Genomic DNA, 23,526 nt, shown 5'->3' on the forward strand with positions numbered 1-23,526 from the left:
ATGAGAATGAAACGAATGGCTTTTGTTTTCACCCAAGGGCCACATGGTAATGCCAGTGGCCGTGAAGGACTGGATGCCTTACTTGCCACATCGGCACTCAGCGAAGATATCGGCGTTTTCTTTGTCTCGGACGGCGTATTCCAACTTTTGCCTCGGCAGCAACCGGAAAAGGTTCTCGCCAGAAACTATATTGCGACTTTTGGTGTCCTACCTTTGTATGACGTCGAAAAGTGCTATGTGTGTGAAACGGCGCTAAAACAACGTGGTCTGACCGAAGTCAGCGATTGGGTGTTGCAGGTTGAGAAATTATCGCCGGAAAAATTGCGTCTTCAATTGGCAACTTATGATGTTGTGCTGACATTTTGAGCGTATCAGGATACTAAACATGTTGTATACCGTCAGCCGTTCACCTTTTCAATGCGATTTATCTGCGCTGTTAAGATTAACCACTGTTGGGGATGACATCCTGTTTTTACAGGATGGCGTATTAGCGACGCTTAGGGGTAGTGATGTTCTTAACATCTTGTTAAATAACTCAGCTTCGCTGTTTGTGTTGGAAAACGATTTGGCGGCCCGCGGTCTTATTGGTCAAAATTCAGACAAAATTGCGGCAATCGGTTATAATGACTTCGTCGATTTAACCGCTAAACATCGTCAACACTTGGCATGGTAATACGACTAATGCTGTATATTTCTTGACACCTTAGGTAGTCAGCCATAAAATTCTGCGTCCTCGTACTCTGCCCTTAGTGCATACGAGGTGGATTTATCACGTGTTTACGAAGCAAAAACCAGGAGCTTTTTTAATAATGGCAACGATTAACCAGCTGGTTCGCAAGCCACGTAGCATGAAGGTTGCCAAGAGCAACGTTCCTGCACTGGAAGCCTGCCCGCAGAAACGTGGTGTATGTACCCGCGTATATACCACCACCCCGAAAAAACCTAACTCCGCACTGCGTAAAGTTTGCCGTGTGCGTTTGACTAACGGTTTTGAAGTCACCTCCTACATCGGTGGTGAAGGTCATAACCTACAGGAACACTCCGTGATCCTGATCCGTGGCGGTCGTGTTAAAGACTTGCCAGGTGTGCGTTACCACACCGTCCGCGGCGCGCTTGACTGTTCAGGTGTTAAAGACCGTAAGCAAGCTCGTTCCAAGTACGGCGTGAAGAAGCCAAAGGCTTAATGGTTCTCCGTTAAGTAAGGCCAAACATTTTCACTTTAATGTCAAAATAAACTCTTAGAGTTTTGGACAACCCTGAATTAACAACGGAGTATTTCCATGCCACGTCGTCGTGTTATTGGTCAACGTAAAATCTTGCCAGATCCTAAGTTCGGATCTGAGTTACTGGCCAAATTTGTAAACATCCTGATGGTAGACGGTAAAAAATCTACTGCAGAAGCAATTGTCTATACCGCGCTAGAAACCCTGGCTCAGCGCTCTGGTAAAGACTACCTGGAAGCGTTTGAAACCGCTCTTGATAACGTGCGCCCGACTGTAGAAGTCAAGTCTCGCCGCGTGGGTGGTTCAACCTACCAGGTACCAGTTGAAGTTCGTCCGGTTCGCCGTAATGCCTTGGCAATGCGTTGGATCGTTGATGCTGCTCGTAAACGCGGTGATAAATCCATGGCTTTGCGCTTGGCGAATGAACTGTCTGACGCAGCAGAGAACAAAGGTTCTGCTGTTAAGAAACGTGAAGACGTTCACCGCATGGCAGAAGCCAACAAGGCGTTCGCCCACTACCGCTGGTAATCACCACGCTGTAGTCATGCTAACCATGCGGGCGCTTCAATTGGCCAACCCGCATGGGTTAACTGAACTTGAACGCCCTAGGAATAGAGGAATCAAATGGCTCGTACAACACCCATTGAGCGCTATCGTAATATCGGTATCAGTGCTCACATCGACGCCGGTAAAACCACCACTACCGAACGTATTCTGTTCTACACCGGTGTAAACCATAAAATCGGTGAAGTTCATGACGGCGCTGCCACCATGGACTGGATGGAACAGGAGCAGGAACGTGGTATTACCATCACTTCTGCTGCGACCACGGCCTTCTGGTCTGGTATGGCTAAGCAGTTTGAGCCACACCGCGTCAACATCATTGACACCCCAGGACACGTTGACTTCACCATTGAAGTAGAACGTTCCATGCGTGTTCTTGATGGTGCTGTAATGGTTTACTGTGCTGTTGGTGGTGTTCAGCCGCAGTCTGAAACCGTATGGCGTCAGGCTAACAAATATAAAGTTCCACGCATTGCGTTCGTTAACAAAATGGACCGCATGGGTGCTAACTTCCTGAAAGTTGTTGGTCAGATTAAATCTCGTCTGGGCGCGAATCCAGTTCCATTGCAACTGGCAATCGGCGCGGAAGAGAAATTCACCGGTATTATTGACCTGGTGAAAATGAAAGCGATCAACTGGAATGAAGCTGATCAGGGCGTGACCTTCGAATATGAAGAGATCCCTGCAGACATGGTTGAACTGGCTGCTGAATGGCACCAGAACCTGGTTGAGTCTGCTGCTGAAGCTTCAGATGAGCTGATGGACAAATACCTGGGCGGCGAAGAGCTGACCGAGGCAGAAATCAAGAAAGCTCTGCGTCAACGCGTTCTGAACAACGAAATTATTCTGGTTACCTGTGGTTCTGCGTTTAAAAACAAAGGCGTACAGGCGATGCTGGATGCAGTTATCGAATACCTGCCAGCTCCAACTGATGTTGAAGCTATCAACGGTATTCTGGATGACGGTAAAGATACCCCGGCAGTTCGTCACTCAGCTGACAACGAGCCGTTCTCTGCACTGGCATTCAAAATTGCTACCGACCCGTTTGTGGGTAACCTGACCTTCTTCCGTGTGTACTCTGGTGTTGTAAACTCCGGCGACACCGTGTTGAACTCAGTGCGTTCACAACGTGAGCGTCTGGGCCGTATCGTACAGATGCACGCCAACAAACGTGAAGAGATCAAAGAAGTTCGTGCAGGCGACATCGCAGCTGCAATCGGTCTGAAAGACGTGACTACTGGTGACACTCTGTGTGATCCAGCTAATCCGATCATCTTGGAACGTATGGAGTTCCCAGAACCGGTTATTTCTGTAGCTGTTGAACCAAAAACCAAAGCCGACCAAGAAAAAATGGGTATGGCTCTGGGTCGTCTGGCAAAAGAAGATCCATCATTCCGCGTTTGGACTGATGAAGAATCTGGTCAGACTATCATCGCAGGTATGGGTGAGCTGCACTTGGATATCTTGGTTGACCGTATGCGCCGCGAATTTAACGTGGAAGCAAACGTCGGTAAACCTCAGGTTGCTTACCGTGAAACTATCCGCGATACCGTTAAGGACGTGGAAGGTAAGCACGCTAAACAGTCAGGCGGTCGTGGTCAGTATGGTCATGTTGTTATCGACATGTCTCCATTACCACCGGGTGGCGCAGGCTATGAATTCGTCAACGAAATCGTTGGTGGTTCTATTCCTAAAGAGTTCATCCCGGCCGTTGATAAAGGTATCCAGGAACAGCTGAAAGCTGGTCCACTGGCAGGTTATCCGGTTGTAGACGTTAAAGTTCGTCTGCATTACGGTTCTTACCATGACGTTGACTCCTCAGAATTGGCGTTTAAATTAGCCGGTTCTATTGCCTTTAAAGAAGGTTTCAAACGAGCTAAACCAGTTCTGCTTGAGCCAATCATGAAGGTTGAAGTCGAAACCCCAGAAGATTACATGGGTGACGTAATGGGCGACCTTAACCGTCGTCGCGGTATCATCGAAGGTATGGAAGATACTGCTACCGGTAAAACCGTTCGCGTCAAGGTTCCGTTGTCTGAAATGTTCGGTTATGCTACTGACCTGCGTTCTCAGACTCAGGGCCGTGCTTCTTACTCCATGGAATTCCTGGAGTATGCTGAAGCACCTAGTAACGTCGCTAAAGCCGTTATCGAAGCCCGTGGCAAATAAGCTTTCGGGTTTAAAACAATGATCCAGTGCTCTCTCATAAGTGGGAGAGCACAAGAGTAAGGAATATAGTCGTGTCTAAAGAAAAATTTGAACGTACCAAACCCCATGTAAACGTCGGTACTATCGGCCACGTTGACCATGGTAAAACTACCCTGACTGCAGCAATCACTTCCGTACTGGCTAAAACCTACGGCGGTAACGCTCGTGCATTCGACCAGATCGATAACGCTCCGGAAGAAAAAGCTCGTGGTATCACCATCAACACTTCTCACGTTGAATATGACACCCCGTCTCGCCATTACGCGCACGTTGACTGCCCAGGTCACGCCGACTACGTTAAAAACATGATCACCGGTGCTGCGCAGATGGATGGCGCGATCCTGGTTGTTGCTGCAACTGATGGCCCTATGCCACAGACTCGTGAGCACATCCTGTTGGGTCGCCAGGTTGGCGTTCCTTACATGATCGTATTCATGAACAAATGCGACATGGTTGACGATGAAGAGCTGCTGGAACTGGTAGAAATGGAAGTTCGTGAACTTCTTTCTGCTTACGATTTCCCAGGCGACGATATCCCAGTAGTTCGTGGTTCAGCGCTGAAAGCACTGGAAGGCGAAGCTGAGTGGGAAGCTAAAATCATCGAACTGGCTGGCTTCCTGGATTCTTATATCCCAGAACCAGAACGTGCTATCGATAAGCCATTCCTGCTGCCAATCGAAGACGTATTCTCTATCTCTGGCCGTGGTACTGTAGTTACTGGTCGTGTAGAGCGCGGTATCGTTAAAGTTGGTGAAGAAGTAGAGATCGTTGGTATCAAAGATACTGTTAAATCTACTTGTACTGGCGTTGAAATGTTCCGCAAATTGCTGGACGAAGGCCGTGCTGGTGAGAACGTTGGTGTTCTGCTGCGTGGTATTAAACGTGAAGATATCGAACGTGGTCAGGTTCTGGCTAAACCAGGTTCTATCAAACCACACACTACCTTTGATTCAGAAGTTTATATTCTGAGCAAAGACGAAGGCGGCCGTCATACTCCGTTCTTCAAAGGCTACCGTCCACAGTTCTACTTCCGTACAACTGACGTGACCGGTACCATCGAACTGCCAGAAGGCGTTGAGATGGTAATGCCAGGTGACAACATCAACATGAAAGTTACCTTGATCCACCCAATCGCGATGGACGACGGCCTGCGTTTCGCAATCCGTGAAGGCGGCCGTACTGTAGGCGCTGGTGTTGTTGCTAAAGTAATCGCTTAATTTCTTTACTGATTAAGTTAGAAGGGCGCTCAGGCGCCCTTTTTTTATATAAAAAGAAAATAATCTTAATTGAAATAAAAAGCATTCCTATTTACACTTATGGCATTGATTAAGAAGTGAGCCTTATATGTACGTATGCCTGTGTAACGGAGTGTCTGACAAAGTTATCCGCAATGCTGTTCGTCAGCACCATCCTCATACTTTGAAGCAATTACGCCAACTGGTTCCCATCGGTACTGACTGCGGAAAATGTATTCGACAAGCGAGAGAAATCTTGATTGAGGAGTGCGCGAATATTCCAGAAATGAATGACGTCGCTTAAAACATAACAGGGATAACATTCCCCACACTTTGCCATCTGGTACTACACTTTTAATACTGGAAGCGGGGAGGTTACCTATGAAAGGCGATAAAAAAATAATTTCTCATCTCAATAAGCTACTCGGAAATGAGTTGGTTGCTATCAATCAGTATTTTCTTCACGCCCGAATGTTCAAAAACTGGGGGCTGATGCGCCTTAATGATAAGGAGTATCACGAGTCCATCGATGAAATGAAGCATGCGGATCGCTATATTGAACGTATTCTATTTCTCGAAGGCATTCCTAACCTCCAGGATCTCGGCAAAATCAATATCGGTGAAGACGTTGAAGAAATGCTTAAATCAGATTTGGCATTAGAATTAAGCGGCGCGAAAGATTTACGTGAAGGTATCGCGTATGCGGATTCAATACATGACTATGTCAGCCGAGATCTGCTCAAGTCGGTTCTGACAGAAGAAGAAGAGCATATAGACTGGTTGGAAACCGAACTGAGTCTCATTGAACGCTTGGGCATACAAAATTATTCTCAGGCACAACTCGCGAAAGAATAGCACCATGCGTACCGCACGAATAAGTGAGTATCAAATTGGATACTCACTTATGGCTATAACAAAGTGTGAAAATCGGTAGATCGTCACGACGCTGTTAATACATCCTTGCAGGCGCGTTCCGCGCTATCCGCAGTGCCAATGCTAACTCTTCTACCCGTCCTCAACACCAGAATTGCGTCGTCGATACCCAAGCTGTTATGTGGAACGATACCTGCATCAGTCAACCTTCATTCCCGAGGTAGTTTGTTCGGGTTAATGTTTATCGGGTCCTGATTGACAAACTTTGTAAGTTCTCGCATAGATTTTCAACAGTAGCTTGCTTACTTCCCTAATTTACGTATAATGCGCGTGCCTACCTAATCTTGGTTGGTCAGATTGAATTTAGTCTGTCGGAAGTAGTTATTTAATACTTCTGAACAATACTCCCGATTTGGGGGTTATATGTTGAACGATTACACTCTCCCATCAATCGAAATGGGTGTGAGTAGTAATCATTTATGTTTATAAATAATTGGAGCTCTGGTCTCATGCAGAACCAAAGAATCCGTATCCGCCTGAAAGCGTTTGATCATCGTTTGATCGATCAATCAACTGCGGAAATCGTCGAGACTGCCAAGCGCACTGGTGCGCAAGTCACCGGTCCGATCCCGCTGCCGACCCGCAAAGAGCGCTTTACCGTTCTGGTTTCTCCGCACGTCAATAAAGATGCGCGCGATCAGTACGAAATTCGCACTCACAAGCGTCTGGTTGACATCGTTGAGCCAACCGAGAAAACCGTTGATGCTCTGATGCGTCTGGATCTGGCTGCCGGTGTAGACGTGCAGATCAGCCTGGGTTAATCAGGTCATTGAGCGATTGAGAGGTTGAAACAATGATTGGTTTAGTCGGTAAAAAAGTGGGCATGACTCGTATCTTCACTGAAGATGGCGTTTCAATCCCAGTAACTGTTATCGAAATTGAAGCGAACCGCGTAACTCAGGTCAAAAGCCTGGAGAACGACGGATACCGTGCCGTTCAAGTAACTACCGGTGCTAAAAAAGCTAACCGCGTTACCAAACCGGAAGCGGGTCACTTCGCTAAAGCTGGCGTAGAAGCTGGCCGTGGTCTGTGGGAATTCCGCCTTGCAGAAGGTCAAGAATTCACTGCTGGTCAAGAAATTAGCGTTGAAATTTTCGCTGACGTTAAGAAAGTCGATGTTACAGGTACATCTAAAGGTAAAGGTTTTGCCGGTACTGTTAAGCGCTGGAACTTCCGTACCCAAGATGCAACCCATGGTAACTCCTTGTCTCACCGCGTTCCGGGTTCTATCGGTCAGAACCAGACTCCGGGCAAAGTGTTTAAAGGCAAGAAAATGGCTGGCCACCTGGGTGACGAGCGTGTAACCGTTCAAAGCCTGGACGTAGTACGTGTTGACGCTGAGCGCAACCTGCTGCTGGTTAAGGGTGCTGTACCGGGCGCAACCGGTGGCAACCTGATCGTTAAACCAGCTGTGAAGGCGTAAGGGGATAGCAATGGAATTAGTATTGAAAGACGCGCAAGGCGCGCTGACTGTTTCCGAAACTACCTTCGGTCGTGATTTCAACGAAGCGCTGGTACATCAGGTTGTTGTTGCTTATGCAGCAGGTGCCCGTCAAGGTACTCGCGCTCAGAAGACCCGCGCTGAAGTGACTGGTTCCGGTAAAAAACCGTGGCGCCAGAAAGGTACCGGCCGTGCACGCGCAGGTTCTGTAAAGAGCCCGATTTGGCGTTCAGGTGGTGTGACCTTTGCTGCGAAGCCTCAGGACCACAGTCAGAAAGTAAACAAAAAGATGTACCGCGGCGCGCTGAAAAGCATCCTGTCCGAATTGGTACGTCAAGATCGTCTGATCATTGTCGAAAAGTTCTCTGTAGAAGCGCCTAAAACTAAGCTGCTGGCACAGAAACTGAAAGATATGGCTCTGGAAGATGTACTGATCATCACTGGCGAATTGGACGAGAACTTGTTCTTGGCTGCTCGTAACCTGTACAAGGTTGATGTCCGTGATGTAGCAGGTATTGACCCAGTTAGCCTGATCGCCTTCGACAAAGTGGTTATGACTGCTGATGCTGTGAAGCAAGTTGAGGAGATGCTGGCATGATTCGTGAAGAACGTCTGCTGAAAGTACTGCGCGCGCCGCATGTATCTGAAAAAGCGTCCGCTGCGATGGAAAAAAGTAACACCATCGTTCTCAAAGTTGCCCTCGACGCGACCAAAGCAGAAATTAAAGCTGCAGTGCAGAAACTGTTTGAAGTCGAAGTCGAAGACGTTAACACCTTGCTGGTTAAAGGCAAGAGTAAGCGTCACGGTCAGCGTGTTGGTCGTCGTAGCGACTGGAAAAAAGCTTACGTCACCCTGAAAGAAGGCCAGAATCTGGACTTCATCGGCGGCGCAGAGTAAGTCGGAGGAGTAAACAATGGCAATTGTTAAATGTAAACCTACATCTCCGGGTCGTCGCCACGTTGTTAAAGTGGTTAACCCTGAGCTGCACAAGGGTAAGCCTTATGCCCCGTTGCTTGAGAAATTAAGCAAAAGCGGTGGTCGTAACAACAATGGCCGTATCACCACCCGTCATATCGGTGGTGGCCACAAGCAGCATTATCGTCTGGTTGACTTCAAACGCAACAAAGATGGTATCCCTGCAGTGGTTGAGCGTCTGGAATACGATCCGAACCGTTCCGCGAATATCGCGCTGGTTCTGTACAAAGACGGCGAACGCCGTTATATCCTGGCGCCTAAAGGCCTGAAAGCTGGTGACCAGATCCAATCTGGTGTTGATGCTGCAATTAAAGCAGGTAATACCCTGCCTATGCGTAACATCCCAGTTGGTTCAACGGTTCACAACGTAGAAATGAAACCAGGTAAAGGCGGCCAGTTGGCGCGTTCTGCTGGTGCATACGTTCAGATCGTTGCTCGTGACGGTTCCTACGTTACTCTGCGTCTGCGCTCCGGCGAAATGCGCAAGGTTCTAGCTGATTGCCGCGCCACCTTAGGTGAAGTCGGTAATGCTGAACACATGCTGCGTGTGCTGGGTAAAGCAGGTGCAAGTCGTTGGCGTGGTATTCGCCCTACCGTTCGCGGTACTGCGATGAACCCGGTAGATCACCCACACGGTGGTGGTGAAGGTCGTAACTTTGGTAAGCACCCGGTAACCCCGTGGGGCGTTCAAACCAAAGGTAAGAAGACCCGTAGCAACAAGCGTACTGATAAGTTCATCGTACGTCGCCGTAGTAAAAAATAATTAGAGGATAAGCCATGCCACGTTCTCTCAAGAAAGGTCCCTTCATTGACCTGCACTTGCTGAAGAAGGTAGAGAAAGCGGTGGAAAGCGGAGACAAGAAGCCAATTCGGACTTGGTCCCGTCGTTCAACGGTCTTTCCAAATATGATCGGTTTGACCATCGCTGTCCATAATGGTCGTCAGCACGTTCCTGTTTTTGTTTCCGATGAAATGGTCGGTCACAAATTGGGTGAATTCGCGCCGACCCGTACTTATCGCGGCCATGCGGCCGATAAAAAGGCTAAAAAGCGCTAAGGTAGGAGGAAGAGATGGAAACTATCGCTAAACATCGCCACGCTCGTTCTTCTGCTCAGAAGGTTCGCTTGGTAGCGGACCTGATTCGCGGTAAGAAAGTGTCGCAAGCTCTGGAAACTCTGGCCTATACCAACAAGAAAGCTGCTGGTTTGGTTAAGAAAGTGCTGGAGTCTGCCATTGCTAACGCAGAACACAACGATGGCGCTGACATCGATGATCTGAAAGTCACGAAGATCTTCGTAGACGAAGGCCCAAGTATGAAGCGTATTATGCCTCGTGCAAAAGGTCGTGCAGATCGCATCCTGAAGCGCACCAGCCACATTACTGTGGTTGTGTCCGATCGCTGAGACTCTGGAGACTAGCAATGGGTCAGAAAGTACATCCTAACGGTATTCGCCTGGGTATTGTCAAACCTTGGAACTCTACTTGGTATGCGAATACCAAAGAATTCGCTGACAACCTGGACAGCGACTTTAAAGTTCGCCAATTCCTGACTAAGGAACTGGTGAAAGCTTCCGTTTCTCGCATCGTTATCGAGCGTCCAGCGAAGAGCATCCGTGTGACTATTCACACCGCTCGTCCTGGCATCGTTATCGGCAAGAAAGGTGAAGATGTCGAAAAACTGCGTAAGGTCGTAGCGGATATCGCTGGCGTTCCTGCGCAGATTAACATCGCCGAAGTCCGTAAACCGGAACTGGACGCAAAATTGGTTGCTGACAGCATCACTTCACAGCTGGAACGTCGCGTTATGTTCCGTCGTGCTATGAAGCGTGCTGTACAGAACGCAATGCGTCTTGGCGCTAAAGGTATCAAAGTTGAAGTAAGCGGCCGCCTTGGCGGTGCTGAAATCGCGCGTACCGAATGGTACCGTGAAGGTCGTGTTCCGTTGCATACTCTGCGTGCGGATATCGATTACAACACATCTGAAGCGCACACCACTTATGGTGTAATCGGCGTTAAGGTATGGATCTTCAAAGGTGAGATCTTGGGTGGTATGGCTGCTGTTGAACAACCGGAACCGGCTGCTCAACCTAAAAAGCAGCAGCGTAAAGGCCGCAAGTAAGGAGAATCGCTGATGTTACAACCAAAGCGTACAAAATTCCGTAAGATGCATAAAGGCCGTAACCGTGGTCTGGCGCAGGGTACGGATGTTAGCTTCGGTGAGTTCGGCCTGAAAGCTTGTGGCCGTTGCCGCCTGACGGCTCGTCAAATCGAAGCAGCCCGTCGTGCGATGACACGTGCAATTAAGCGTCAAGGTAAGGTCTGGATCCGTGTATTCCCGGACAAACCGATCACTGAGAAGCCGCTCGAAGTGCGTATGGGTAAAGGTAAGGGTAACGTGGAGTATTGGGTTGCCCTGATCCAGCCAGGAAAAATGTTGTTTGAAATGGCTGGTGTACCGGAAGAAACTGCACGCGAAGCATTTAAGCTCGCAGCAGCGAAACTGCCTGTAGGAACCACCTTTGTAACTAAGACGGTGATGTAATGAAAGCACAAGAGCTGCGTGAAAAAAGCGTTGAAGAGCTGAACACTGAGCTGCTCAACCTGCTGCGTGAGCAATTTAATTTGCGCATGCAGGCGGCTAGTGGCCAGCTGCAACAAACTCACCTGTCGAAACTAGTGCGTCGTAATATCGCACGTGTTAAGACTTTACTGACTGAAAAGGCGGGTGCGTAATGACTGACCAAACTCGTACTCTGCAAGGTCGCGTAGTTAGTGACAAAATGGAGAAATCCATGGTCGTTGCTATCGAACGTGTGGTGAAACACCCTATTTATGGGAAATTCATCCGTCGTACGACGAAATTGCATGTACATGACGAGAACAATGAATGTGGTATCGGTGACGTGGTAGAAATCCGCGAATGCCGTCCATTGTCAAAGACTAAGTCTTGGACGCTTGTTCGCGTTGTAGAGAAAGCGATTCTGTAATAGAGTAGCCAACTCGCATAGAATAAACGGCTCAGAAAGTGAGCCGTTTATTTTTTCTACCCATAATTTGGAACCGGTGTTATAATGCCGCGCCCTCATTAGTGGGGCTTTTAAACGACCTATTCTGGGTCCTAAAGTAGTAGTTGACATTAGCGGAGCACTAACATGATCCAAGAACAGACTATGCTGACCGTGGCCGACAACTCCGGTGCACGTCGCGTAATGTGTATCAAGGTTCTAGGTGGCTCGCACCGTCGCTACGCAGGCATCGGCGACATCATCAAAATCACCATTAAGGAAGCAATTCCTCGTGGCAAGGTGAAGAAAGGCGATGTGCTGAAGGCGGTAGTGGTGCGCACCAAGAAGGGTGTACGTCGCCCGGACGGTTCTGTCATTCGCTTCGATGGTAATTCTTGCGTTATTTTAAACAATAACAGCGAGCAGCCAATCGGCACGCGTATTTTTGGGCCGGTAACTCGTGAACTGCGTAATGAGAAGTTCATGAAAATTATCTCTCTGGCACCAGAAGTACTCTAAGGAGCGAACCATGGCAGCGAAAATCCGTCGTGATGACGAAGTTATCGTGCTAACCGGGAAAGACAAAGGTAAGCGCGGTAAAGTAAAGAATGTCCTGTCTGCTGGTAAGGTCATTGTTGAAGGTATCAACCTGGTTAAAAAACATCAGAAGCCGGTTCCGGCCCTGAACCAACCAGGCGGCATTGTTGAAAAAGAAGCTGCTATTCAGGTTTCCAACATTGCGCTGTTCAACGCGACAACCGGTAAGGCTGACCGTGTAGGCTTTAGATTCGAAGACGGCAAAAAAGTACGCTTCTTCAAATCTAATAGCGAAACTATCAAGTAATTTGGAGTAATACGATGGCGAAACTGCATGATTACTACAAAGACGAGGTGGTCAAACAACTGATGTCTCAGTTTGGCTACAACTCTGTCATGCAAGTCCCTCGGGTCGAGAAGATCACCCTGAACATGGGTGTTGGTGAAGCGATCGCTGACAAGAAACTGCTGGATAATGCAGCAGCTGACTTGACAGCAATCTCCGGTCAAAAACCGTTGATCACCAAAGCCCGCAAATCTGTTGCAGGCTTCAAAATCCGTCAGGGCTATCCGATCGGCTGTAAAGTAACCCTGCGTGGCGAACGCATGTGGGAATTTTTAGAGCGACTGATCTCCATTGCTGTTCCACGTATCCGTGACTTCCGTGGCTTGTCCGCTAAGTCATTCGATGGCCGTGGTAACTACAGCATGGGCGTGCGCGAGCAGATCATCTTCCCGGAAGTCGACTATGATAAAGTCGATCGCGTGCGTGGTTTGGATATTACCATTACCACTACTGCGAAATCCGATGATGAAGGCCGTGCATTGTTGGCTGCTTTTAACTTCCCATTCCGCAAGTAAGGTAGGGTTACTGATGGCTAAGCAATCAATGAAAGCACGCGAAGTCGTTCGCGTGAAACTAGCTGAAAAATACCGCGCTAAACGCGAGGAATTGAAAGCTATTATCTCTGGTGTGAACTCTTCCGACGAAGATCGTTGGGATGCTGTTCTGAAGCTGCAGTCTCTGCCGCGTGATTCCAGCCCGTCCCGTCAGCGTAATCGCTGCAACCAAACTGGTCGTCCGCATGGTTTCCTGCGGAAGTTCGGGTTGAGCCGCATTAAAGTCCGTGAAACCGCAATGCGCGGTGAAATCCCGGGCCTTAGAAAGGCTAGCTGGTAATTTCACCAATTGAATCACGGGAGTAAAGACAGATGAGCATGCAAGATCCGATCGCGGATATGCTGACCCGTATCCGTAACGGTCAAGCCGCGAACAAAGTTGCGGTCACCATGCCTTCCTCCAAGCTGAAAGTGGCAATTGCCAACGTGCTGAAGGAAGAAGGTTTTATTGAAGATTTTAAAATCGAAGGCGACACTAAGCCTGAACTGGTTTTAGTACTTAAGTACTTCCAGGGCAAGCCAGTGGTAGAAAGCATTCAACGTATCAGCCGTCCAGGTCTGCGCATCTATAAGAAAAAAGATGAGCTGCCAAAAGTTATGGCCGGTTTGGGTATCGCTGTTATTTCTACCTCTAAAGGTGTTATGACCGATCGTGCAGCTCGCCAAGCTGGTCTTGGTGGCGAGATTATCTGCTACGTAGCTTAATTCGGGAGGAAAGAATGTCTCGTGTTGCAAAAGCACCCGTCGTCATTCCTGCCGGCGTAGAGGTAAAACTCAACGGTCAGGTTATTTCGATAAAGGGTAAAAACGGCGAGCTGACTCGTACCATCCATAGCTCCGTTGAAGTTAAGCAAGTAGAAAATACACTGACTTTCGCTCCATGCGAAGGCGCTGTAGACGGTTGGGCCCAAGCGGGTACCACTCGTGCATTGCTGAATTCAATGGTTATTGGTGTTACCGACGGCTTCACTAAAAAGCTTCAACTGGTAGGCGTAGGTTACCGTGCCGCAGTTAAAGGCAATGTGGTGAATTTAGCCTTAGGCTTCTCTCATCCAGTTGACCATGAATTGCCGGCTGGCATCACTGCAGAGTGCCCGACCCAAACTGAAATCGTGCTGAAAGGCGCTGATAAGCAGGTGATTGGTCAGGTTGCGGCAGATTTACGTGCCTACCGTCGTCCTGAGCCTTATAAAGGCAAGGGTGTCCGTTACGCCGACGAAGTCGTGCGTACCAAAGAGGCTAAGAAGAAGTAAGGTAACACTATGGATAAGAAAGCAGCTCGTATCCGTCGTGCGACCCGCGCACGCCGCAAGCTCAAAGAACTGGGTGCGACTCGCCTGGTGGTACATCGTACCCCACGCCATATTTACGCGCAGGTTATCGCACCAAACGGTTCTGAAATTTTGGTAGCAGCTTCTACTGTAGAAAAAGCTATCAATGAGCAATTGAAGTACTCCGGCAACAAAGATGCCGCAGCAGCTGTAGGCAAAACTATTGCTGAGCGCGCATTGGAAAAAGGGATCACGAAAGTATCCTTTGACCGTTCCGGTTTCCAATATCATGGTCGAGTCCAGGCACTGGCAGATGCTGCCCGTGAAGCTGGCCTTCAGTTCTAAGGTAGAGGTGTAAGATGTCACACATCGAAAAACAAGCTGGCGAACTGCAGGAAAAGCTGATCGCGGTAAACCGCGTATCTAAAACCGTAAAAGGTGGCCGTATTTTCAGCTTTACCGCACTGACAGTAGTTGGTGATGGTAACGGTCGCGTTGGTTTTGGCTACGGCAAAGCACGCGAAGTTCCAGCAGCGATCCAAAAAGCGATGGAAAAAGCCCGTCGCGCTATGATTAATGTTGCTCTGGATAGCGGTACTCTGCAGCATCCTGTTAAAGGTGCTCACACGGGTTCTCGCGTATTCATGCAACCAGCTTCCGAAGGTACCGGTATCATCGCCGGTGGTGCAATGCGCGCCGTTCTGGAAGTTGCAGGGGTTCATAACGTATTGGCCAAAGCTTATGGTTCCACTAACCCGATCAACGTGGTTCGTGCAACTATTTTAGCTCTGGAAGATATGAAATCCCCAGAAATGGTCGCTGCCAAGCGTGGTAAGTCCGTCGAAGAAATTCTAGGGAAATAACCATGGCAAAGACTATTAAAGTAACTCAAACAAAAAGCAGCATCGGTCGTTTGCCAAAGCACAAGGCAACTCTACTCGGTTTAGGTCTGCGTCGTATTGGTCATACTGTAGAGCGTGAGGATACTCCTGCTGTGCGTGGTATGGTCAACTTGGTTTCCTACATGGTTAAAGTTGAGGAGTAACAGATGCGTTTAAATACTCTGTCTCCGGCTGATGGTGCCAAGCATGCGCCTAAGCGTGTAGGTCGTGGTATCGGTTCTGGCCTGGGTAAAACTGCCGGTCGTGGTCACAAAGGTCAGAACTCTCGTTCTGGCGGTGGCGTACGTCGTGGGTTTGAAGGTGGTCAGATGCCGTTATATCGTCGTCTGCCGAAATTCGGCTTCACCTCTCGCAAAGCGATGATCACGGCAGAAGTTCGTCTGTCTGAACTGGCTTTAGTGGAAGGCGACGTAATCGACCTGAACACGCTGAAAGCCGCTAACGTTGTTGGTACCCAGATTGAATTCGCGAAAGTTATGCTTTCTGGCGAAGTCACTCGTCCGGTAACTCTGCGTGGTCTGCGTGTCACCAAAGGCGCTCGTGCTGCTATCGAAGCTGCTGGCGGTAAAATTGAGGAATAAGTAGCAGATGGCTAAGCAACCAGGATTAGATTTTCAAAGTGCTAAAGGCGGATTAGGCGAACTGAAGCGCAGACTTTTGTTTGTTATCGGTGCGCTTATTGTTTTCCGTATCGGCTCTTTTATTCCGATTCCTGGTATCGATGCCACTGTGCTTGCCAAATTGCTCGAGCAGCAGAGAGGCACCATCATTGAAATGTTTAATATGTTCTCTGGTGGTGCTCTCAGTCGTGCTTCGATCTTTGCCCTGGGTATTATGCCGTATATTTCGGCGTCAATTATTATCCAGCTGTTAACGGTGGTTCATCCAGCGTTAGCTGAAATAAAGAAAGAAGGGGAGGCTGGCCGTCGTAAGATTAGTCAGTACACCCGTTATGGCACGCTGGTATTGGCTATATTTCAGTCGATCGGTATTGCTACCGGTCTACCGAATATGCCTGGGATGCAAGGTCTGGTATTAAATCCAGGCTTTGCCTTCTATTTTACCGCTGTTGTTAGCTTAGTCACTGGGACAATGTTCTTGATGTGGCTGGGTGAACAGATTACTGAACGCGGTATCGGTAACGGTATCTCAATCATAATCTTTGCTGGTATTGTCGCGGGGCTCCCGCCGGCAGTTGGTCATACCATCGAGCAAGCTCGGCAAGGCGACCTGCACTTCCTCCTGTTGCTGTTGGTTGCAGTATTAGTGTTTGCAGTAACCTTCTTCGTTGTTTTCATCGAACGTGGTCAACGTCGTATTGTCGTTAACTATGCGAAACGTCAACAAGGACGTCGTGTTTATGCAGCACAGAGCACACACTTACCGTTGAAAGTGAATATGGCTGGGGTTATCCCTGCGATCTTCGCTTCCAGCATAATTCTGTTCCCTGCCACGATTGCATCATGGTTTGGGGGCGGGACAGGTTGGAACTGGCTGACGACTATTTCGATGTATTTGCAGCCAGGACAGCCGCTTTATGTGTTACTCTATGCGTCTGCAATCATCTTCTTCTGTTTCTTCTACACGGCGTTGGTGTTTAACCCGCGTGAAACAGCAGATAACCTGAAGAAGTCCGGTGCATTCGTGCCAGGAATTCGTCCGGGAGAGCAAACGGCGAAGTACATCGATAAAGTAATGACACGTCTAACCTTAATTGGTGCGATGTATATTACTTTCATCTGCCTGATCCCGGAGTTCATGCGTGACGCGATGAAAGTACCATTTTACTTTGGTGGTACCTCACTACTAATCGTAGTTGTGGTCATCATGGACTTTATGGCTCAAGTGCAAACTCTAATGATGTCTAGTCAGTACGAGTCTGCATTGAAGAAAGCAAATCTGAAAGGCTATAATCGCTAATCAGAGATGTTTGAGAAGTTACGGAGAGTAAAAATGAAAGTTCGTGCTTCCGTCAAGAAATTATGTCGTAACTGCAAAATTGTTAAGCGTAACGGTGTCGTTCGCGTAATCTGCAGTGCCGAACCAAAGCATAAACAGCGTCAAGGCTGATTATCTTGCATATTTTTCTTGCAAAGTTGGGTTGAGCTGGCTAGATTAGCCAGCCAATCTTTTGTATGTGACAGCAATGCTATTTGAGTATCCTGAAAACGGGCTTTTCAGAATGGTATTGCCGTATAAAATAGTAGGAGTGCATAGTGGCCCGTATAGCAGGCATTAACATTCCTGATCAGAAACATACTGTTATCGCCTTAACAGCGATCTACGGTATCGGTAAGACCCGTTCACAGGCTATCTGTGTTGCTGCGGGTATTGCTGAAAATGTTAAGATCAGTGAGCTGTCTGAAGAGCAAATCGAGAAGCTGCGTGACGAAGTTGCCAAGTACGTTGTAGAAGGTGATCTGCGTCGTGAGGTGACCCTGAGCATCAAGCGTCTGATGGACCTTGGGACTTATCGTGGTTTGCGTCATCGTCGTGGTCTACCAGTTCGCGGTCAGCGTACTAAGACCAACGCACGTACCCGTAAGGGTCCGCGTAAACCGATCAAGAAATAATCGGGGTGATTGAATAATGGCAAAGGCACCTATTCGTGCACGCAAGCGTGTAAGAAAGACAGTCTCTGACGGTGTGGCTCATATCCATGCTTCTTTCAACAACACCATCGTTACCATTACTGATCGTCAGGGTAACGCTTTGGGTTGGGCAACAGCCGGTGGTTCCGGTTTCCGTGGTTCTCGTAAATCTACTCCGTTTGCAGCGCAAGTTGCAGCAGAGCGCTGCGCAGAAGCAGTGAAAGAATACGGTATTAAGAACCTGGAAGTTATGGTTAAAGGACCTGGTCCTGGTCGTGAGTCAACTATTCGCGCGTTAAACGCGGCTGGTTTCCGCATCACTAATATTACTGATGTGACTCCGATTCCTCATAACGGTTGTCGTCCGCCGAAAAAGCGCCGCGTATAACGTTGCTTTTAGGTTTGTTGGAGAGAGAAAATGGCAAGATATTTGGGTCCTAAGCTCAAGCTGAGCCGTCGTGAGGGCACAGACCTGTTCCTTAAGTCTGGCGTTCGCGCGATTGACACCAAGTGTAAGATTGAACAACCACCTGGCCAGCACGGTGCGCGTAAACCGCGTCTGTCTGACTACGGTGTGCAGTTACGTGAAAAACAAAAAGTTCGCCGTATCTATGGTGTTCTGGAGCGTCAATTCCGTAACTACTATAAAGAAGCCGCTCGTCTGAAAGGCAACACAGGTGCAAACCTGTTGCAATTGCTGGAAGGTCGTCTGGACAACGTAGTTTACCGTATGGGCTTTGGCGCAACTCGTGCTGAATCACGTCAGCTGGTTAGTCATAAAGCTATCATGGTAAATGGTCGCGTTGTTAACATCGCTTCTTATCAGGTATCTCCGAATGACGTAGTCAGCATCCGTGAGAAAGCTAAAAAGCAGTCTCGTGTGAAGGCAGCTTTGGAGCTGGCTGAGCAGCGTGAAAAGCCGACTTGGCTGGAAGTTGATGCTGTCAAGATGGAAGGTGTGTTCAAACGTATTCCTGAACGTACTGATCTGTCCGCGGACATTAACGAACACCTGATCGTCGAGCTTTACTCCAAGTAAAGCTTAGTACCAAAGAGAGGACACAATGCAGGGTTCTGTGACAGAGTTTCTAAAACCGCGCCTGGTAGATATCGAGCAAGTCAGTTCGACGCACGCCAAGGTGACCCTTGAGCCGTTAGAGCGTGGCTTTGGCCATACTCTCGGCAACGCACTGCGCCGTATTCTGCTTTCATCTATGCCGGGTTGCGCGGTGACCGAGGTTGAGATTGATGGTGTACTACATGAGTACAGCACCAAAGAAGGCGTACAGGAAGATATCCTGGAGATCCTGCTCAACCTGAAAGGGCTGGCGGTGAGAGTTCAAGGAAAAGATGAAGTTATTCTTACCCTGAATAAATCTGGCATTGGCCCTGTGACTGCAGCCGATATCACCCATGATGGTGATGTCGAAATCGTCAAGCCGCAACATGTGATCTGCCACCTGACCGATGAAAACGCATCTATTAGTATGCGTATCAAAGTTCAGCGCGGTCGTGGTTATGTGCCGGCGTCTGCCCGAATTCATTCGGAAGAAGATGAGCGCCCGATTGGTCGTCTGTTAGTAGATGCATGCTATAGCCCTGTAGAGCGTATTGCCTACAATGTTGAAGCAGCGCGTGTAGAACAGCGTACCGACCTGGACAAGCTAGTCATCGAGATGGAAACCAATGGCACGATCGATCCTGAAGAGGCGATCCGCCGTGCGGCAACTATCTTGGCTGAACAACTTGAAGCTTTCGTTGACCTACGTGATGTACGTCAGCCGGAAGTTAAAGAAGAGAAGCCAGAGTTCGATCCGATCTTGCTGCGCCCTGTTGACGATCTGGAATTGACTGTCCGCTCTGCTAACTGCCTTAAGGCAGAAGCTATCCACTACATCGGTGATCTGGTACAGCGTACCGAGGTTGAGTTGCTGAAAACGCCGAACCTGGGTAAAAAATCTCTTACTGAGATTAAAGACGTACTTGCTTCACGTGGTCTGTCACTAGGCATGCGCCTGGAAAACTGGCCGCCGGCAAGTATTGCTGACGAGTAACCGGATCACAGGTTAAGGTTTTACTGAGAAGGATAAGGTCATGCGCCATCGTAAGAGTGGTCGTCAACTGAACCGTAACAGCAGCCATCGCCAGGCTATGTTCCGTAACATGGCCGGCTCTTTGGTTCGTCATGAGATCATCAAGACGACCCTGCCGAAAGCGAAAGAGCTGCGTCGCGTTGTTGAGCCGCTGATTACTCTTGCCAAGACCGACAGCGTTGCTAATCGTCGTCTGGCATTCGCCCGTACTCGTGATAACGAGATCGTGGCAAAACTGTTTAACGAGCTAGGCCCGCGTTTTGCGAGCCGCGCCGGTGGTTACACTCGTATTCTTAAGTGTGGCTTCCGTGCAGGCGACAACGCCCCGATGGCTTACATCGAGCTGGTTGATCGTGCTGCGTCTGAAGCAGAAGTAGTTACAGAGTAATCTGTAAACGCGTAAAAAAACCGGGCTTGCCCGGTTTTTTTACGCCTATCAAACAGTAAAATTCCAACCCATTTTTGGTAATTTATCTCGCTGATTATCGACTCTCTGATGGATTAAGCTGTTGATACATAATGAGATGGAGTGACGTCTAACGTGTTGTTAGTTGATGAGCGAGCGGAACGACTTATAGTCATACATTAAAAAATGAGTTTAATGATTGGCCTGACTATACTGATTCCTTAGAGTTGGAGAATAATTCTCATATTTACTCTGATCTAAGAGCCAGTTATTGAAGGATATAACTTATTTTTCCCCCTAGTATTATTGTAGCTTTAGTAATACGCGGACTATAGCTAACTTGCTGATACGAATTAAATTTGTTGATGCAGGATTTTGAGCAGCAAAAAATTTAGGCAAGTATCTCGTGTTACTTTATTTTTGGCTCACGTAAACTGGGCTAAGTACGAATTTCACTGGGTTATTATCATCATTTAGTCGCTTAAAAATGATCTGGAGAATAAAAATGTTGAAGATTGGACAGTTAGCCAAGCTTGCTGATGTTACGCCAGATACTGTGAGATATTACGAAAAACAAGGGATGATGGAACACGGTGTACGTACCGAGGGTGGTTATCGACTATATACCGATCAAGATTTACAGCGCTTACGCTTTATTCGTTATGCAAAGCAATTAGGTTTTACTCTTGAGACGATCGCCGAATTGTTATCGATCCGGGTGGATCCAGAACATCATACTTGTCAGGAGTCAAAGTCTATCGTTGACTCACGGTTAAGTGAGGTAGACGGTAAACTCAAAGAGTTGCAAAAAATGCGCGAGTCTTTGAAAAGATTAAGCGATGCTTGCTGCGGTAGCCACCATACCAGCACTTATTGTTCGATATTAGAAGCGCTAGAGCAAGGTGCTACTGAAGACTCTACAAGAGGATGATTTTTTCATCAGGCTCTTTCATTGTTCGGAGGACAGCAGTATCATTCGGCTGTTTTTCAAACAATACTGATTGCAATGAGGATATACCATGACTACTTATCGTCATACCAAAGGCAAAATTAAAAATAATGCCATTGAAGCATTGTTACGTGATCCGTTATTCAGAGTTCGTATAGAGAAGAATAATAAAGGGAAAGGCAGTTACCAGCGGAAAGATAAACACGTTAAAGGCTGTAACTGGGAGGCCAGTGGTAAAAGATCAGCAGATTTATTACCACTGGCCTTCTGGTTTTAGATAATAAAAAAGCCATCTTATTGAACTGCATCCGATGGCTTTTTGCATAGCAAAATAGTGATTATTTAGTTTGTTGTTCTTTTAATAAGTCACGGATTTCAGCTAGCAATTTTTCTTCTGTTGTTGGTGCCGGTGGCACCGCAGGTTCTTCTGCTTTTTCACGACGCATTTTATTCATTAATTTAATTGCAGAGAAAATGGCTAATGCCACAATAACAAAATCAAAAATACTTTGAATAAATGATCCATAATTCATGACTATTGCGGGAATGGTGCCTTCAGCTTCACGTAGTACAACATGGAATTGTTTGAAGTCTACGCCACCCAATAATAACCCTAGTGGTGGCATAATGATATCAGCCACCAGTGAAGAAACTATTTTCCCAAAAGCTGCACCGATGATAACACCGACAGCCAAATCAACCACATTGCCACGCATGGCAAACTCACGAAATTCTTTCATAAAGCTCATAACAATACCCCTTAAAAATATATAACTAGCAAAAAGATCTTCTATCCCAATAATTATAGGAAGTTTTTATTTATTTCCCATAAGAATGGTTTTAATTTTTTTGTTCTTCATTGATGATCGTAAGATTAGCCAATTATAGGAAGAATGGACTTGGCTGGAACAATCTCTCCACATCAGGTACGAACTTCTTGTCAGTAATAAACATAATCACGTGATCGCTTTGTTGAATAACGGAATTTCTATTGGCAATAATGACTTCATCACCACGCACAATCGCACCGATCGTTGTGCCTGGCGGCAGCTTAATATCTTCTACCATACGGCCAACAACTTTTGATGTACTTTCATCCCCGTGAGCCACAGCTTCAATGGCTTCAGCCACACCTCGCCTCAAGGACGATACGCTGACGATATCTGCTTTACGAACATGGCCTAATAAAGCAGAAATTGTTGCCTGTTGAGGCGAGATGGCAATGTCAATAACGCTACCTTGAACCAGATCGACGTAAGCACTGCGTTGAATTAGTACCATGGCTTTTTTGGCTCCCATGCGTTTTGCTAGCATGGCCGACATAATATTAGCTTCATCATCATTGGTGATGGCAATAAATACGTCTACTTGTTCGATGTGTTCTTCAGCTAATAATTCCTGATCTGAAGCGTCACCATAGAATACGATAGTATCATGCAGCATTTCGGCTAATTCAGCGGCTCGCTGCTGGTCACGTTCAATTAATTTTACACTGTAATCTTTTTCTAATCTTAATGCTAAACCGGCGCCAACATTACCGCCGCCTACAATCATAATGCGTTTATAAGGTTTTTCCAGCCGCTGTAACTCGCTCATTACTGCGCGAATATGTTGCGAGGCGGCGACAAAAAACACTTCATCACCAGCTTCAATAATAGTAGATCCCTGTGGCCGGATAGGACGATCTTGTCGGAATATAGCCGCTACTCTCGTATCAATATGTGGCATATGTTCACGCAGTGACGACAATGCATTCCCAACTAGCGGGCCGCCATAATAAGCTTTAACCGCGGCAATACTGACTTTACCTTCGGCAAAATTAACGACCTGCAAGGCGCCAGGGTATTCGATCAATTTATAGATATAATCAATAACCAGTTGCTCTGGGGATATCAAATGATCGATTGGTACGGCTTCAGGCAAGAACAATTTTTCGGATTCACGGATATATTCCGGTGAACGAATTCGGGCAATTCGATTTGGCGTATTAAATAGCGAATAAGCGATCTGGCAGGCGATCATGTTGGTCTCGTCAGAGTTGGTCACTGCGACCAGCATATCCGCATCTTCAGCTCCCGCTTCTCTTAGTACCCGAGGATGTGAGCCGTGGCCTTGTACAACACGCAGATCAAACTTGTCTTGCAGTTGGCGAAGGCGAGTTGTATTGGTATCAACAACGGTAATATCGTTGTTTTCACCGACTAAATTTTCTGCCAGCGTTCCGCCAACCTGTCCCGCACCGAGAATTATTATTTTCATCGCGTTCTCTGTTTACCCTGAAGTCAGTCCAAAA

General features: G+C 47.6%; 40 protein-coding genes. 38 read left to right on the forward strand and 2 right to left on the reverse strand.

Features of this window, described 5'->3' with window-relative positions; translation table 11 throughout:
- The 38 genes from tusC (at position 1) to DJ39_RS01660 (ending at position 21,510) form a co-directional block, all read left to right on the forward strand.
- Positions 1–366, forward strand: coding sequence for a sulfurtransferase complex subunit TusC (tusC, locus tag DJ39_RS01480; protein ID WP_087931016.1), 366 nt, complete (start codon positions 1–3; stop codon positions 364–366).
- A 19-nt stretch (positions 367–385) separates the two neighbouring features.
- Positions 386–673, forward strand: coding sequence for a sulfurtransferase complex subunit TusB (tusB, locus tag DJ39_RS01485; protein WP_004718565.1), 288 nt, complete (start codon positions 386–388; stop codon positions 671–673).
- A gap of 136 nt (positions 674–809) precedes the next feature.
- Complete coding sequence (gene rpsL / locus DJ39_RS01490; RefSeq protein ID WP_004718567.1) at positions 810–1,184, forward strand: 30S ribosomal protein S12; 375 nt, start codon at positions 810–812, stop codon at positions 1,182–1,184.
- Between the two features lie 96 nt (positions 1,185–1,280).
- Positions 1,281–1,751 carry a 30S ribosomal protein S7 gene (gene rpsG / locus DJ39_RS01495; protein ID WP_004702306.1) on the forward strand — a complete coding sequence of 157 codons (471 nt, stop codon included), beginning with the start codon at positions 1,281–1,283 and terminating at the stop codon, positions 1,749–1,751.
- A 96-nt stretch (positions 1,752–1,847) separates the two neighbouring features.
- A complete protein-coding gene (gene fusA / locus DJ39_RS01500) occupies positions 1,848–3,956 on the forward strand; it encodes an elongation factor G (protein ID WP_004718568.1) in 2,109 nt (702 codons plus the stop codon).
- Positions 3,957–4,027: 71 nt separating this feature from the next.
- On the forward strand, positions 4,028–5,212 hold the full coding sequence (tuf, locus tag DJ39_RS01505) for an elongation factor Tu (RefSeq protein ID WP_004718571.1): 1,185 nt from the start codon (positions 4,028–4,030) through the stop codon (positions 5,210–5,212).
- A 127-nt stretch (positions 5,213–5,339) separates the two neighbouring features.
- A complete protein-coding gene (gene bfd, locus DJ39_RS17220) occupies positions 5,340–5,534 on the forward strand; it encodes a bacterioferritin-associated ferredoxin (RefSeq protein WP_071665759.1) in 195 nt (64 codons plus the stop codon).
- A 77-nt stretch (positions 5,535–5,611) separates the two neighbouring features.
- On the forward strand, positions 5,612–6,085 hold the full coding sequence (gene bfr / locus DJ39_RS01510) for a bacterioferritin (RefSeq protein ID WP_004718575.1): 474 nt from the start codon (positions 5,612–5,614) through the stop codon (positions 6,083–6,085).
- Between the two features lie 527 nt (positions 6,086–6,612).
- Positions 6,613–6,924 (forward strand): 30S ribosomal protein S10, encoded by a 312-nt coding sequence (gene rpsJ / locus DJ39_RS01515; RefSeq protein WP_004718576.1) that lies wholly within the window; start codon positions 6,613–6,615, stop codon positions 6,922–6,924.
- 32 nt (positions 6,925–6,956) lie between these two features.
- The gene (rplC, locus tag DJ39_RS01520; RefSeq protein WP_004718579.1) at positions 6,957–7,586 is read left to right on the forward strand and encodes a 50S ribosomal protein L3; all 630 of its coding nucleotides are present in this window, start codon (positions 6,957–6,959) and stop codon (positions 7,584–7,586) included.
- A gap of 10 nt (positions 7,587–7,596) precedes the next feature.
- Positions 7,597–8,202, forward strand: coding sequence for a 50S ribosomal protein L4 (gene rplD / locus DJ39_RS01525; protein WP_004391426.1), 606 nt, complete (start codon positions 7,597–7,599; stop codon positions 8,200–8,202).
- A complete protein-coding gene (gene rplW / locus DJ39_RS01530) occupies positions 8,199–8,501 on the forward strand; it encodes a 50S ribosomal protein L23 (RefSeq protein ID WP_038242810.1) in 303 nt (100 codons plus the stop codon). The genes rplD and rplW overlap by 4 nt, the downstream gene beginning before the upstream one ends.
- A gap of 16 nt (positions 8,502–8,517) precedes the next feature.
- Positions 8,518–9,342 (forward strand): 50S ribosomal protein L2, encoded by an 825-nt coding sequence (gene rplB / locus DJ39_RS01535; protein ID WP_004709246.1) that lies wholly within the window; start codon positions 8,518–8,520, stop codon positions 9,340–9,342.
- A 14-nt stretch (positions 9,343–9,356) separates the two neighbouring features.
- A complete protein-coding gene (rpsS, locus tag DJ39_RS01540; RefSeq protein ID WP_002213430.1) occupies positions 9,357–9,635 on the forward strand; it encodes a 30S ribosomal protein S19 in 279 nt (92 codons plus the stop codon).
- A gap of 14 nt (positions 9,636–9,649) precedes the next feature.
- Positions 9,650–9,982: a 50S ribosomal protein L22 gene (gene rplV / locus DJ39_RS01545; RefSeq protein ID WP_004391423.1), complete on the forward strand. Its 333-nt coding sequence runs from the start codon at positions 9,650–9,652 to the stop codon at positions 9,980–9,982.
- Between the two features lie 17 nt (positions 9,983–9,999).
- Positions 10,000–10,698 carry a 30S ribosomal protein S3 gene (gene rpsC, locus DJ39_RS01550; protein WP_004718588.1) on the forward strand — a complete coding sequence of 233 codons (699 nt, stop codon included), beginning with the start codon at positions 10,000–10,002 and terminating at the stop codon, positions 10,696–10,698.
- 12 nt (positions 10,699–10,710) lie between these two features.
- Positions 10,711–11,121, forward strand: a complete 411-nt coding sequence (gene rplP / locus DJ39_RS01555; protein WP_038242806.1) for a 50S ribosomal protein L16 — start codon at positions 10,711–10,713, stop codon at positions 11,119–11,121.
- Positions 11,121–11,312, forward strand: a complete 192-nt coding sequence (gene rpmC / locus DJ39_RS01560; RefSeq protein WP_038242805.1) for a 50S ribosomal protein L29 — start codon at positions 11,121–11,123, stop codon at positions 11,310–11,312. Before rplP ends, rpmC begins: the two co-directional genes overlap by 1 nt.
- Positions 11,312–11,566, forward strand: coding sequence for a 30S ribosomal protein S17 (gene rpsQ, locus DJ39_RS01565; RefSeq protein ID WP_004718590.1), 255 nt, complete (start codon positions 11,312–11,314; stop codon positions 11,564–11,566). The genes rpmC and rpsQ overlap by 1 nt, the downstream gene beginning before the upstream one ends.
- Positions 11,567–11,731: 165 nt before the next feature.
- Positions 11,732–12,103: a 50S ribosomal protein L14 gene (gene rplN, locus DJ39_RS01570; RefSeq protein WP_038242804.1), complete on the forward strand. Its 372-nt coding sequence runs from the start codon at positions 11,732–11,734 to the stop codon at positions 12,101–12,103.
- 10 nt (positions 12,104–12,113) lie between these two features.
- Positions 12,114–12,428 (forward strand): 50S ribosomal protein L24, encoded by a 315-nt coding sequence (rplX, locus tag DJ39_RS01575; RefSeq protein WP_004709242.1) that lies wholly within the window; start codon positions 12,114–12,116, stop codon positions 12,426–12,428.
- A 14-nt stretch (positions 12,429–12,442) separates the two neighbouring features.
- Entirely contained in the window at positions 12,443–12,982 is a 540-nt protein-coding gene (gene rplE / locus DJ39_RS01580) for a 50S ribosomal protein L5 (RefSeq protein ID WP_004718595.1), read from the forward strand.
- Between the two features lie 13 nt (positions 12,983–12,995).
- Positions 12,996–13,301: a 30S ribosomal protein S14 gene (gene rpsN / locus DJ39_RS01585; protein WP_038242803.1), complete on the forward strand. Its 306-nt coding sequence runs from the start codon at positions 12,996–12,998 to the stop codon at positions 13,299–13,301.
- Between the two features lie 32 nt (positions 13,302–13,333).
- Positions 13,334–13,726 (forward strand): 30S ribosomal protein S8, encoded by a 393-nt coding sequence (rpsH, locus tag DJ39_RS01590; protein ID WP_038242802.1) that lies wholly within the window; start codon positions 13,334–13,336, stop codon positions 13,724–13,726.
- 14 nt (positions 13,727–13,740) lie between these two features.
- Positions 13,741–14,274, forward strand: coding sequence for a 50S ribosomal protein L6 (gene rplF, locus DJ39_RS01595; protein WP_004718602.1), 534 nt, complete (start codon positions 13,741–13,743; stop codon positions 14,272–14,274).
- A gap of 9 nt (positions 14,275–14,283) precedes the next feature.
- Complete coding sequence (gene rplR, locus DJ39_RS01600; RefSeq protein ID WP_004718604.1) at positions 14,284–14,637, forward strand: 50S ribosomal protein L18; 354 nt, start codon at positions 14,284–14,286, stop codon at positions 14,635–14,637.
- Positions 14,638–14,651: 14 nt separating this feature from the next.
- On the forward strand, positions 14,652–15,155 hold the full coding sequence (gene rpsE, locus DJ39_RS01605) for a 30S ribosomal protein S5 (protein ID WP_004718607.1): 504 nt from the start codon (positions 14,652–14,654) through the stop codon (positions 15,153–15,155).
- Positions 15,156–15,157: 2 nt separating this feature from the next.
- Positions 15,158–15,337 (forward strand): 50S ribosomal protein L30, encoded by a 180-nt coding sequence (gene rpmD, locus DJ39_RS01610; protein ID WP_012147215.1) that lies wholly within the window; start codon positions 15,158–15,160, stop codon positions 15,335–15,337.
- A 3-nt stretch (positions 15,338–15,340) separates the two neighbouring features.
- Positions 15,341–15,775, forward strand: a complete 435-nt coding sequence (gene rplO, locus DJ39_RS01615; RefSeq protein ID WP_004718608.1) for a 50S ribosomal protein L15 — start codon at positions 15,341–15,343, stop codon at positions 15,773–15,775.
- Between the two features lie 7 nt (positions 15,776–15,782).
- Positions 15,783–17,114: a preprotein translocase subunit SecY gene (secY, locus tag DJ39_RS01620; RefSeq protein ID WP_004718611.1), complete on the forward strand. Its 1,332-nt coding sequence runs from the start codon at positions 15,783–15,785 to the stop codon at positions 17,112–17,114.
- A 33-nt stretch (positions 17,115–17,147) separates the two neighbouring features.
- The gene (gene rpmJ / locus DJ39_RS01625; RefSeq protein ID WP_002227352.1) at positions 17,148–17,264 is read left to right on the forward strand and encodes a 50S ribosomal protein L36; all 117 of its coding nucleotides are present in this window, start codon (positions 17,148–17,150) and stop codon (positions 17,262–17,264) included.
- Between the two features lie 146 nt (positions 17,265–17,410).
- Complete coding sequence (gene rpsM, locus DJ39_RS01630) at positions 17,411–17,767, forward strand: 30S ribosomal protein S13 (protein ID WP_004702348.1); 357 nt, start codon at positions 17,411–17,413, stop codon at positions 17,765–17,767.
- 16 nt (positions 17,768–17,783) lie between these two features.
- A complete protein-coding gene (gene rpsK, locus DJ39_RS01635) occupies positions 17,784–18,173 on the forward strand; it encodes a 30S ribosomal protein S11 (RefSeq protein ID WP_002218948.1) in 390 nt (129 codons plus the stop codon).
- Between the two features lie 30 nt (positions 18,174–18,203).
- Positions 18,204–18,824 carry a 30S ribosomal protein S4 gene (rpsD, locus tag DJ39_RS01640; protein WP_002218949.1) on the forward strand — a complete coding sequence of 207 codons (621 nt, stop codon included), beginning with the start codon at positions 18,204–18,206 and terminating at the stop codon, positions 18,822–18,824.
- A gap of 25 nt (positions 18,825–18,849) precedes the next feature.
- Positions 18,850–19,839 carry a DNA-directed RNA polymerase subunit alpha gene (locus tag DJ39_RS01645; protein WP_002438685.1) on the forward strand — a complete coding sequence of 330 codons (990 nt, stop codon included), beginning with the start codon at positions 18,850–18,852 and terminating at the stop codon, positions 19,837–19,839.
- A gap of 40 nt (positions 19,840–19,879) precedes the next feature.
- On the forward strand, positions 19,880–20,266 hold the full coding sequence (gene rplQ, locus DJ39_RS01650) for a 50S ribosomal protein L17 (RefSeq protein WP_004718615.1): 387 nt from the start codon (positions 19,880–19,882) through the stop codon (positions 20,264–20,266).
- Between the two features lie 523 nt (positions 20,267–20,789).
- Positions 20,790–21,215 (forward strand): Zn(2+)-responsive transcriptional regulator, encoded by a 426-nt coding sequence (gene zntR, locus DJ39_RS01655; protein WP_038242790.1) that lies wholly within the window; start codon positions 20,790–20,792, stop codon positions 21,213–21,215.
- An 88-nt stretch (positions 21,216–21,303) separates the two neighbouring features.
- Positions 21,304–21,510: an alternative ribosome-rescue factor A gene (locus DJ39_RS01660; protein ID WP_004718619.1), complete on the forward strand. Its 207-nt coding sequence runs from the start codon at positions 21,304–21,306 to the stop codon at positions 21,508–21,510.
- A 61-nt stretch (positions 21,511–21,571) separates the two neighbouring features.
- Here the strand turns inward: DJ39_RS01660 and mscL are convergent, their stop codons facing one another.
- Complete coding sequence (gene mscL / locus DJ39_RS01665; protein ID WP_004718621.1) at positions 21,572–21,982, reverse strand: large-conductance mechanosensitive channel protein MscL; 411 nt, start codon at positions 21,980–21,982, stop codon at positions 21,572–21,574.
- Between the two features lie 133 nt (positions 21,983–22,115).
- Positions 22,116–23,492: a Trk system potassium transporter TrkA gene (gene trkA / locus DJ39_RS01670; RefSeq protein WP_004718622.1), complete on the reverse strand. Its 1,377-nt coding sequence runs from the start codon at positions 23,490–23,492 to the stop codon at positions 22,116–22,118.
- Positions 23,493–23,526: the final 34 nt, after the last annotated feature.

The organism is Yersinia ruckeri ATCC 29473, assembly GCF_000754815.1.
GTDB classification, from domain to species: domain Bacteria; phylum Pseudomonadota; class Gammaproteobacteria; order Enterobacterales; family Enterobacteriaceae; genus Yersinia; species Yersinia ruckeri.

Bases quoted from the DNA above. Each gene is read 5' to 3' on its own strand.
- rplC (WP_004718579.1), top strand. From the start codon at position 6,957: ATGATTGGTTTAGTCGGTAAAAAAGTGGGCATGACTCGTATCTTCACT.
- rpsL (WP_004718567.1), top strand. From the start codon at position 810: ATGGCAACGATTAACCAGCTGGTTCGCAAGCCACGTAGCATGAAGGTT.
- DJ39_RS01660 (WP_004718619.1), top strand. From the start codon at position 21,304: ATGACTACTTATCGTCATACCAAAGGCAAAATTAAAAATAATGCCATT.
- rplN (WP_038242804.1), top strand. From the start codon at position 11,732: ATGATCCAAGAACAGACTATGCTGACCGTGGCCGACAACTCCGGTGCA.
- mscL (WP_004718621.1), bottom strand. From the start codon at position 21,982: ATGAGCTTTATGAAAGAATTTCGTGAGTTTGCCATGCGTGGCAATGTG.
- rpsC (WP_004718588.1), top strand. From the start codon at position 10,000: ATGGGTCAGAAAGTACATCCTAACGGTATTCGCCTGGGTATTGTCAAA.
- bfd (WP_071665759.1), top strand. From the start codon at position 5,340: ATGTACGTATGCCTGTGTAACGGAGTGTCTGACAAAGTTATCCGCAAT.
- DJ39_RS01645 (WP_002438685.1), top strand. From the start codon at position 18,850: ATGCAGGGTTCTGTGACAGAGTTTCTAAAACCGCGCCTGGTAGATATC.
- rpsQ (WP_004718590.1), top strand. From the start codon at position 11,312: ATGACTGACCAAACTCGTACTCTGCAAGGTCGCGTAGTTAGTGACAAA.
- rplQ (WP_004718615.1), top strand. From the start codon at position 19,880: ATGCGCCATCGTAAGAGTGGTCGTCAACTGAACCGTAACAGCAGCCAT.
- rpmJ (WP_002227352.1), top strand. From the start codon at position 17,148: ATGAAAGTTCGTGCTTCCGTCAAGAAATTATGTCGTAACTGCAAAATT.
- rplD (WP_004391426.1), top strand. From the start codon at position 7,597: ATGGAATTAGTATTGAAAGACGCGCAAGGCGCGCTGACTGTTTCCGAA.
- rplX (WP_004709242.1), top strand. From the start codon at position 12,114: ATGGCAGCGAAAATCCGTCGTGATGACGAAGTTATCGTGCTAACCGGG.
- secY (WP_004718611.1), top strand. From the start codon at position 15,783: ATGGCTAAGCAACCAGGATTAGATTTTCAAAGTGCTAAAGGCGGATTA.
- rplW (WP_038242810.1), top strand. From the start codon at position 8,199: ATGATTCGTGAAGAACGTCTGCTGAAAGTACTGCGCGCGCCGCATGTA.
- rplP (WP_038242806.1), top strand. From the start codon at position 10,711: ATGTTACAACCAAAGCGTACAAAATTCCGTAAGATGCATAAAGGCCGT.
- rplB (WP_004709246.1), top strand. From the start codon at position 8,518: ATGGCAATTGTTAAATGTAAACCTACATCTCCGGGTCGTCGCCACGTT.
- rpmD (WP_012147215.1), top strand. From the start codon at position 15,158: ATGGCAAAGACTATTAAAGTAACTCAAACAAAAAGCAGCATCGGTCGT.
- rpmC (WP_038242805.1), top strand. From the start codon at position 11,121: ATGAAAGCACAAGAGCTGCGTGAAAAAAGCGTTGAAGAGCTGAACACT.
- rpsG (WP_004702306.1), top strand. From the start codon at position 1,281: ATGCCACGTCGTCGTGTTATTGGTCAACGTAAAATCTTGCCAGATCCT.
- rpsN (WP_038242803.1), top strand. From the start codon at position 12,996: ATGGCTAAGCAATCAATGAAAGCACGCGAAGTCGTTCGCGTGAAACTA.
- rpsS (WP_002213430.1), top strand. From the start codon at position 9,357: ATGCCACGTTCTCTCAAGAAAGGTCCCTTCATTGACCTGCACTTGCTG.
- rplV (WP_004391423.1), top strand. From the start codon at position 9,650: ATGGAAACTATCGCTAAACATCGCCACGCTCGTTCTTCTGCTCAGAAG.
- rpsD (WP_002218949.1), top strand. From the start codon at position 18,204: ATGGCAAGATATTTGGGTCCTAAGCTCAAGCTGAGCCGTCGTGAGGGC.
- zntR (WP_038242790.1), top strand. From the start codon at position 20,790: ATGTTGAAGATTGGACAGTTAGCCAAGCTTGCTGATGTTACGCCAGAT.
- tusB (WP_004718565.1), top strand. From the start codon at position 386: ATGTTGTATACCGTCAGCCGTTCACCTTTTCAATGCGATTTATCTGCG.
- rplO (WP_004718608.1), top strand. From the start codon at position 15,341: ATGCGTTTAAATACTCTGTCTCCGGCTGATGGTGCCAAGCATGCGCCT.
- rplR (WP_004718604.1), top strand. From the start codon at position 14,284: ATGGATAAGAAAGCAGCTCGTATCCGTCGTGCGACCCGCGCACGCCGC.
- bfr (WP_004718575.1), top strand. From the start codon at position 5,612: ATGAAAGGCGATAAAAAAATAATTTCTCATCTCAATAAGCTACTCGGA.
- fusA (WP_004718568.1), top strand. From the start codon at position 1,848: ATGGCTCGTACAACACCCATTGAGCGCTATCGTAATATCGGTATCAGT.
- rplE (WP_004718595.1), top strand. From the start codon at position 12,443: ATGGCGAAACTGCATGATTACTACAAAGACGAGGTGGTCAAACAACTG.
- rpsE (WP_004718607.1), top strand. From the start codon at position 14,652: ATGTCACACATCGAAAAACAAGCTGGCGAACTGCAGGAAAAGCTGATC.
- trkA (WP_004718622.1), bottom strand. From the start codon at position 23,492: ATGAAAATAATAATTCTCGGTGCGGGACAGGTTGGCGGAACGCTGGCA.
- rplF (WP_004718602.1), top strand. From the start codon at position 13,741: ATGTCTCGTGTTGCAAAAGCACCCGTCGTCATTCCTGCCGGCGTAGAG.
- tusC (WP_087931016.1), top strand. From the start codon at position 1: ATGAGAATGAAACGAATGGCTTTTGTTTTCACCCAAGGGCCACATGGT.
- rpsH (WP_038242802.1), top strand. From the start codon at position 13,334: ATGAGCATGCAAGATCCGATCGCGGATATGCTGACCCGTATCCGTAAC.
- rpsJ (WP_004718576.1), top strand. From the start codon at position 6,613: ATGCAGAACCAAAGAATCCGTATCCGCCTGAAAGCGTTTGATCATCGT.
- rpsK (WP_002218948.1), top strand. From the start codon at position 17,784: ATGGCAAAGGCACCTATTCGTGCACGCAAGCGTGTAAGAAAGACAGTC.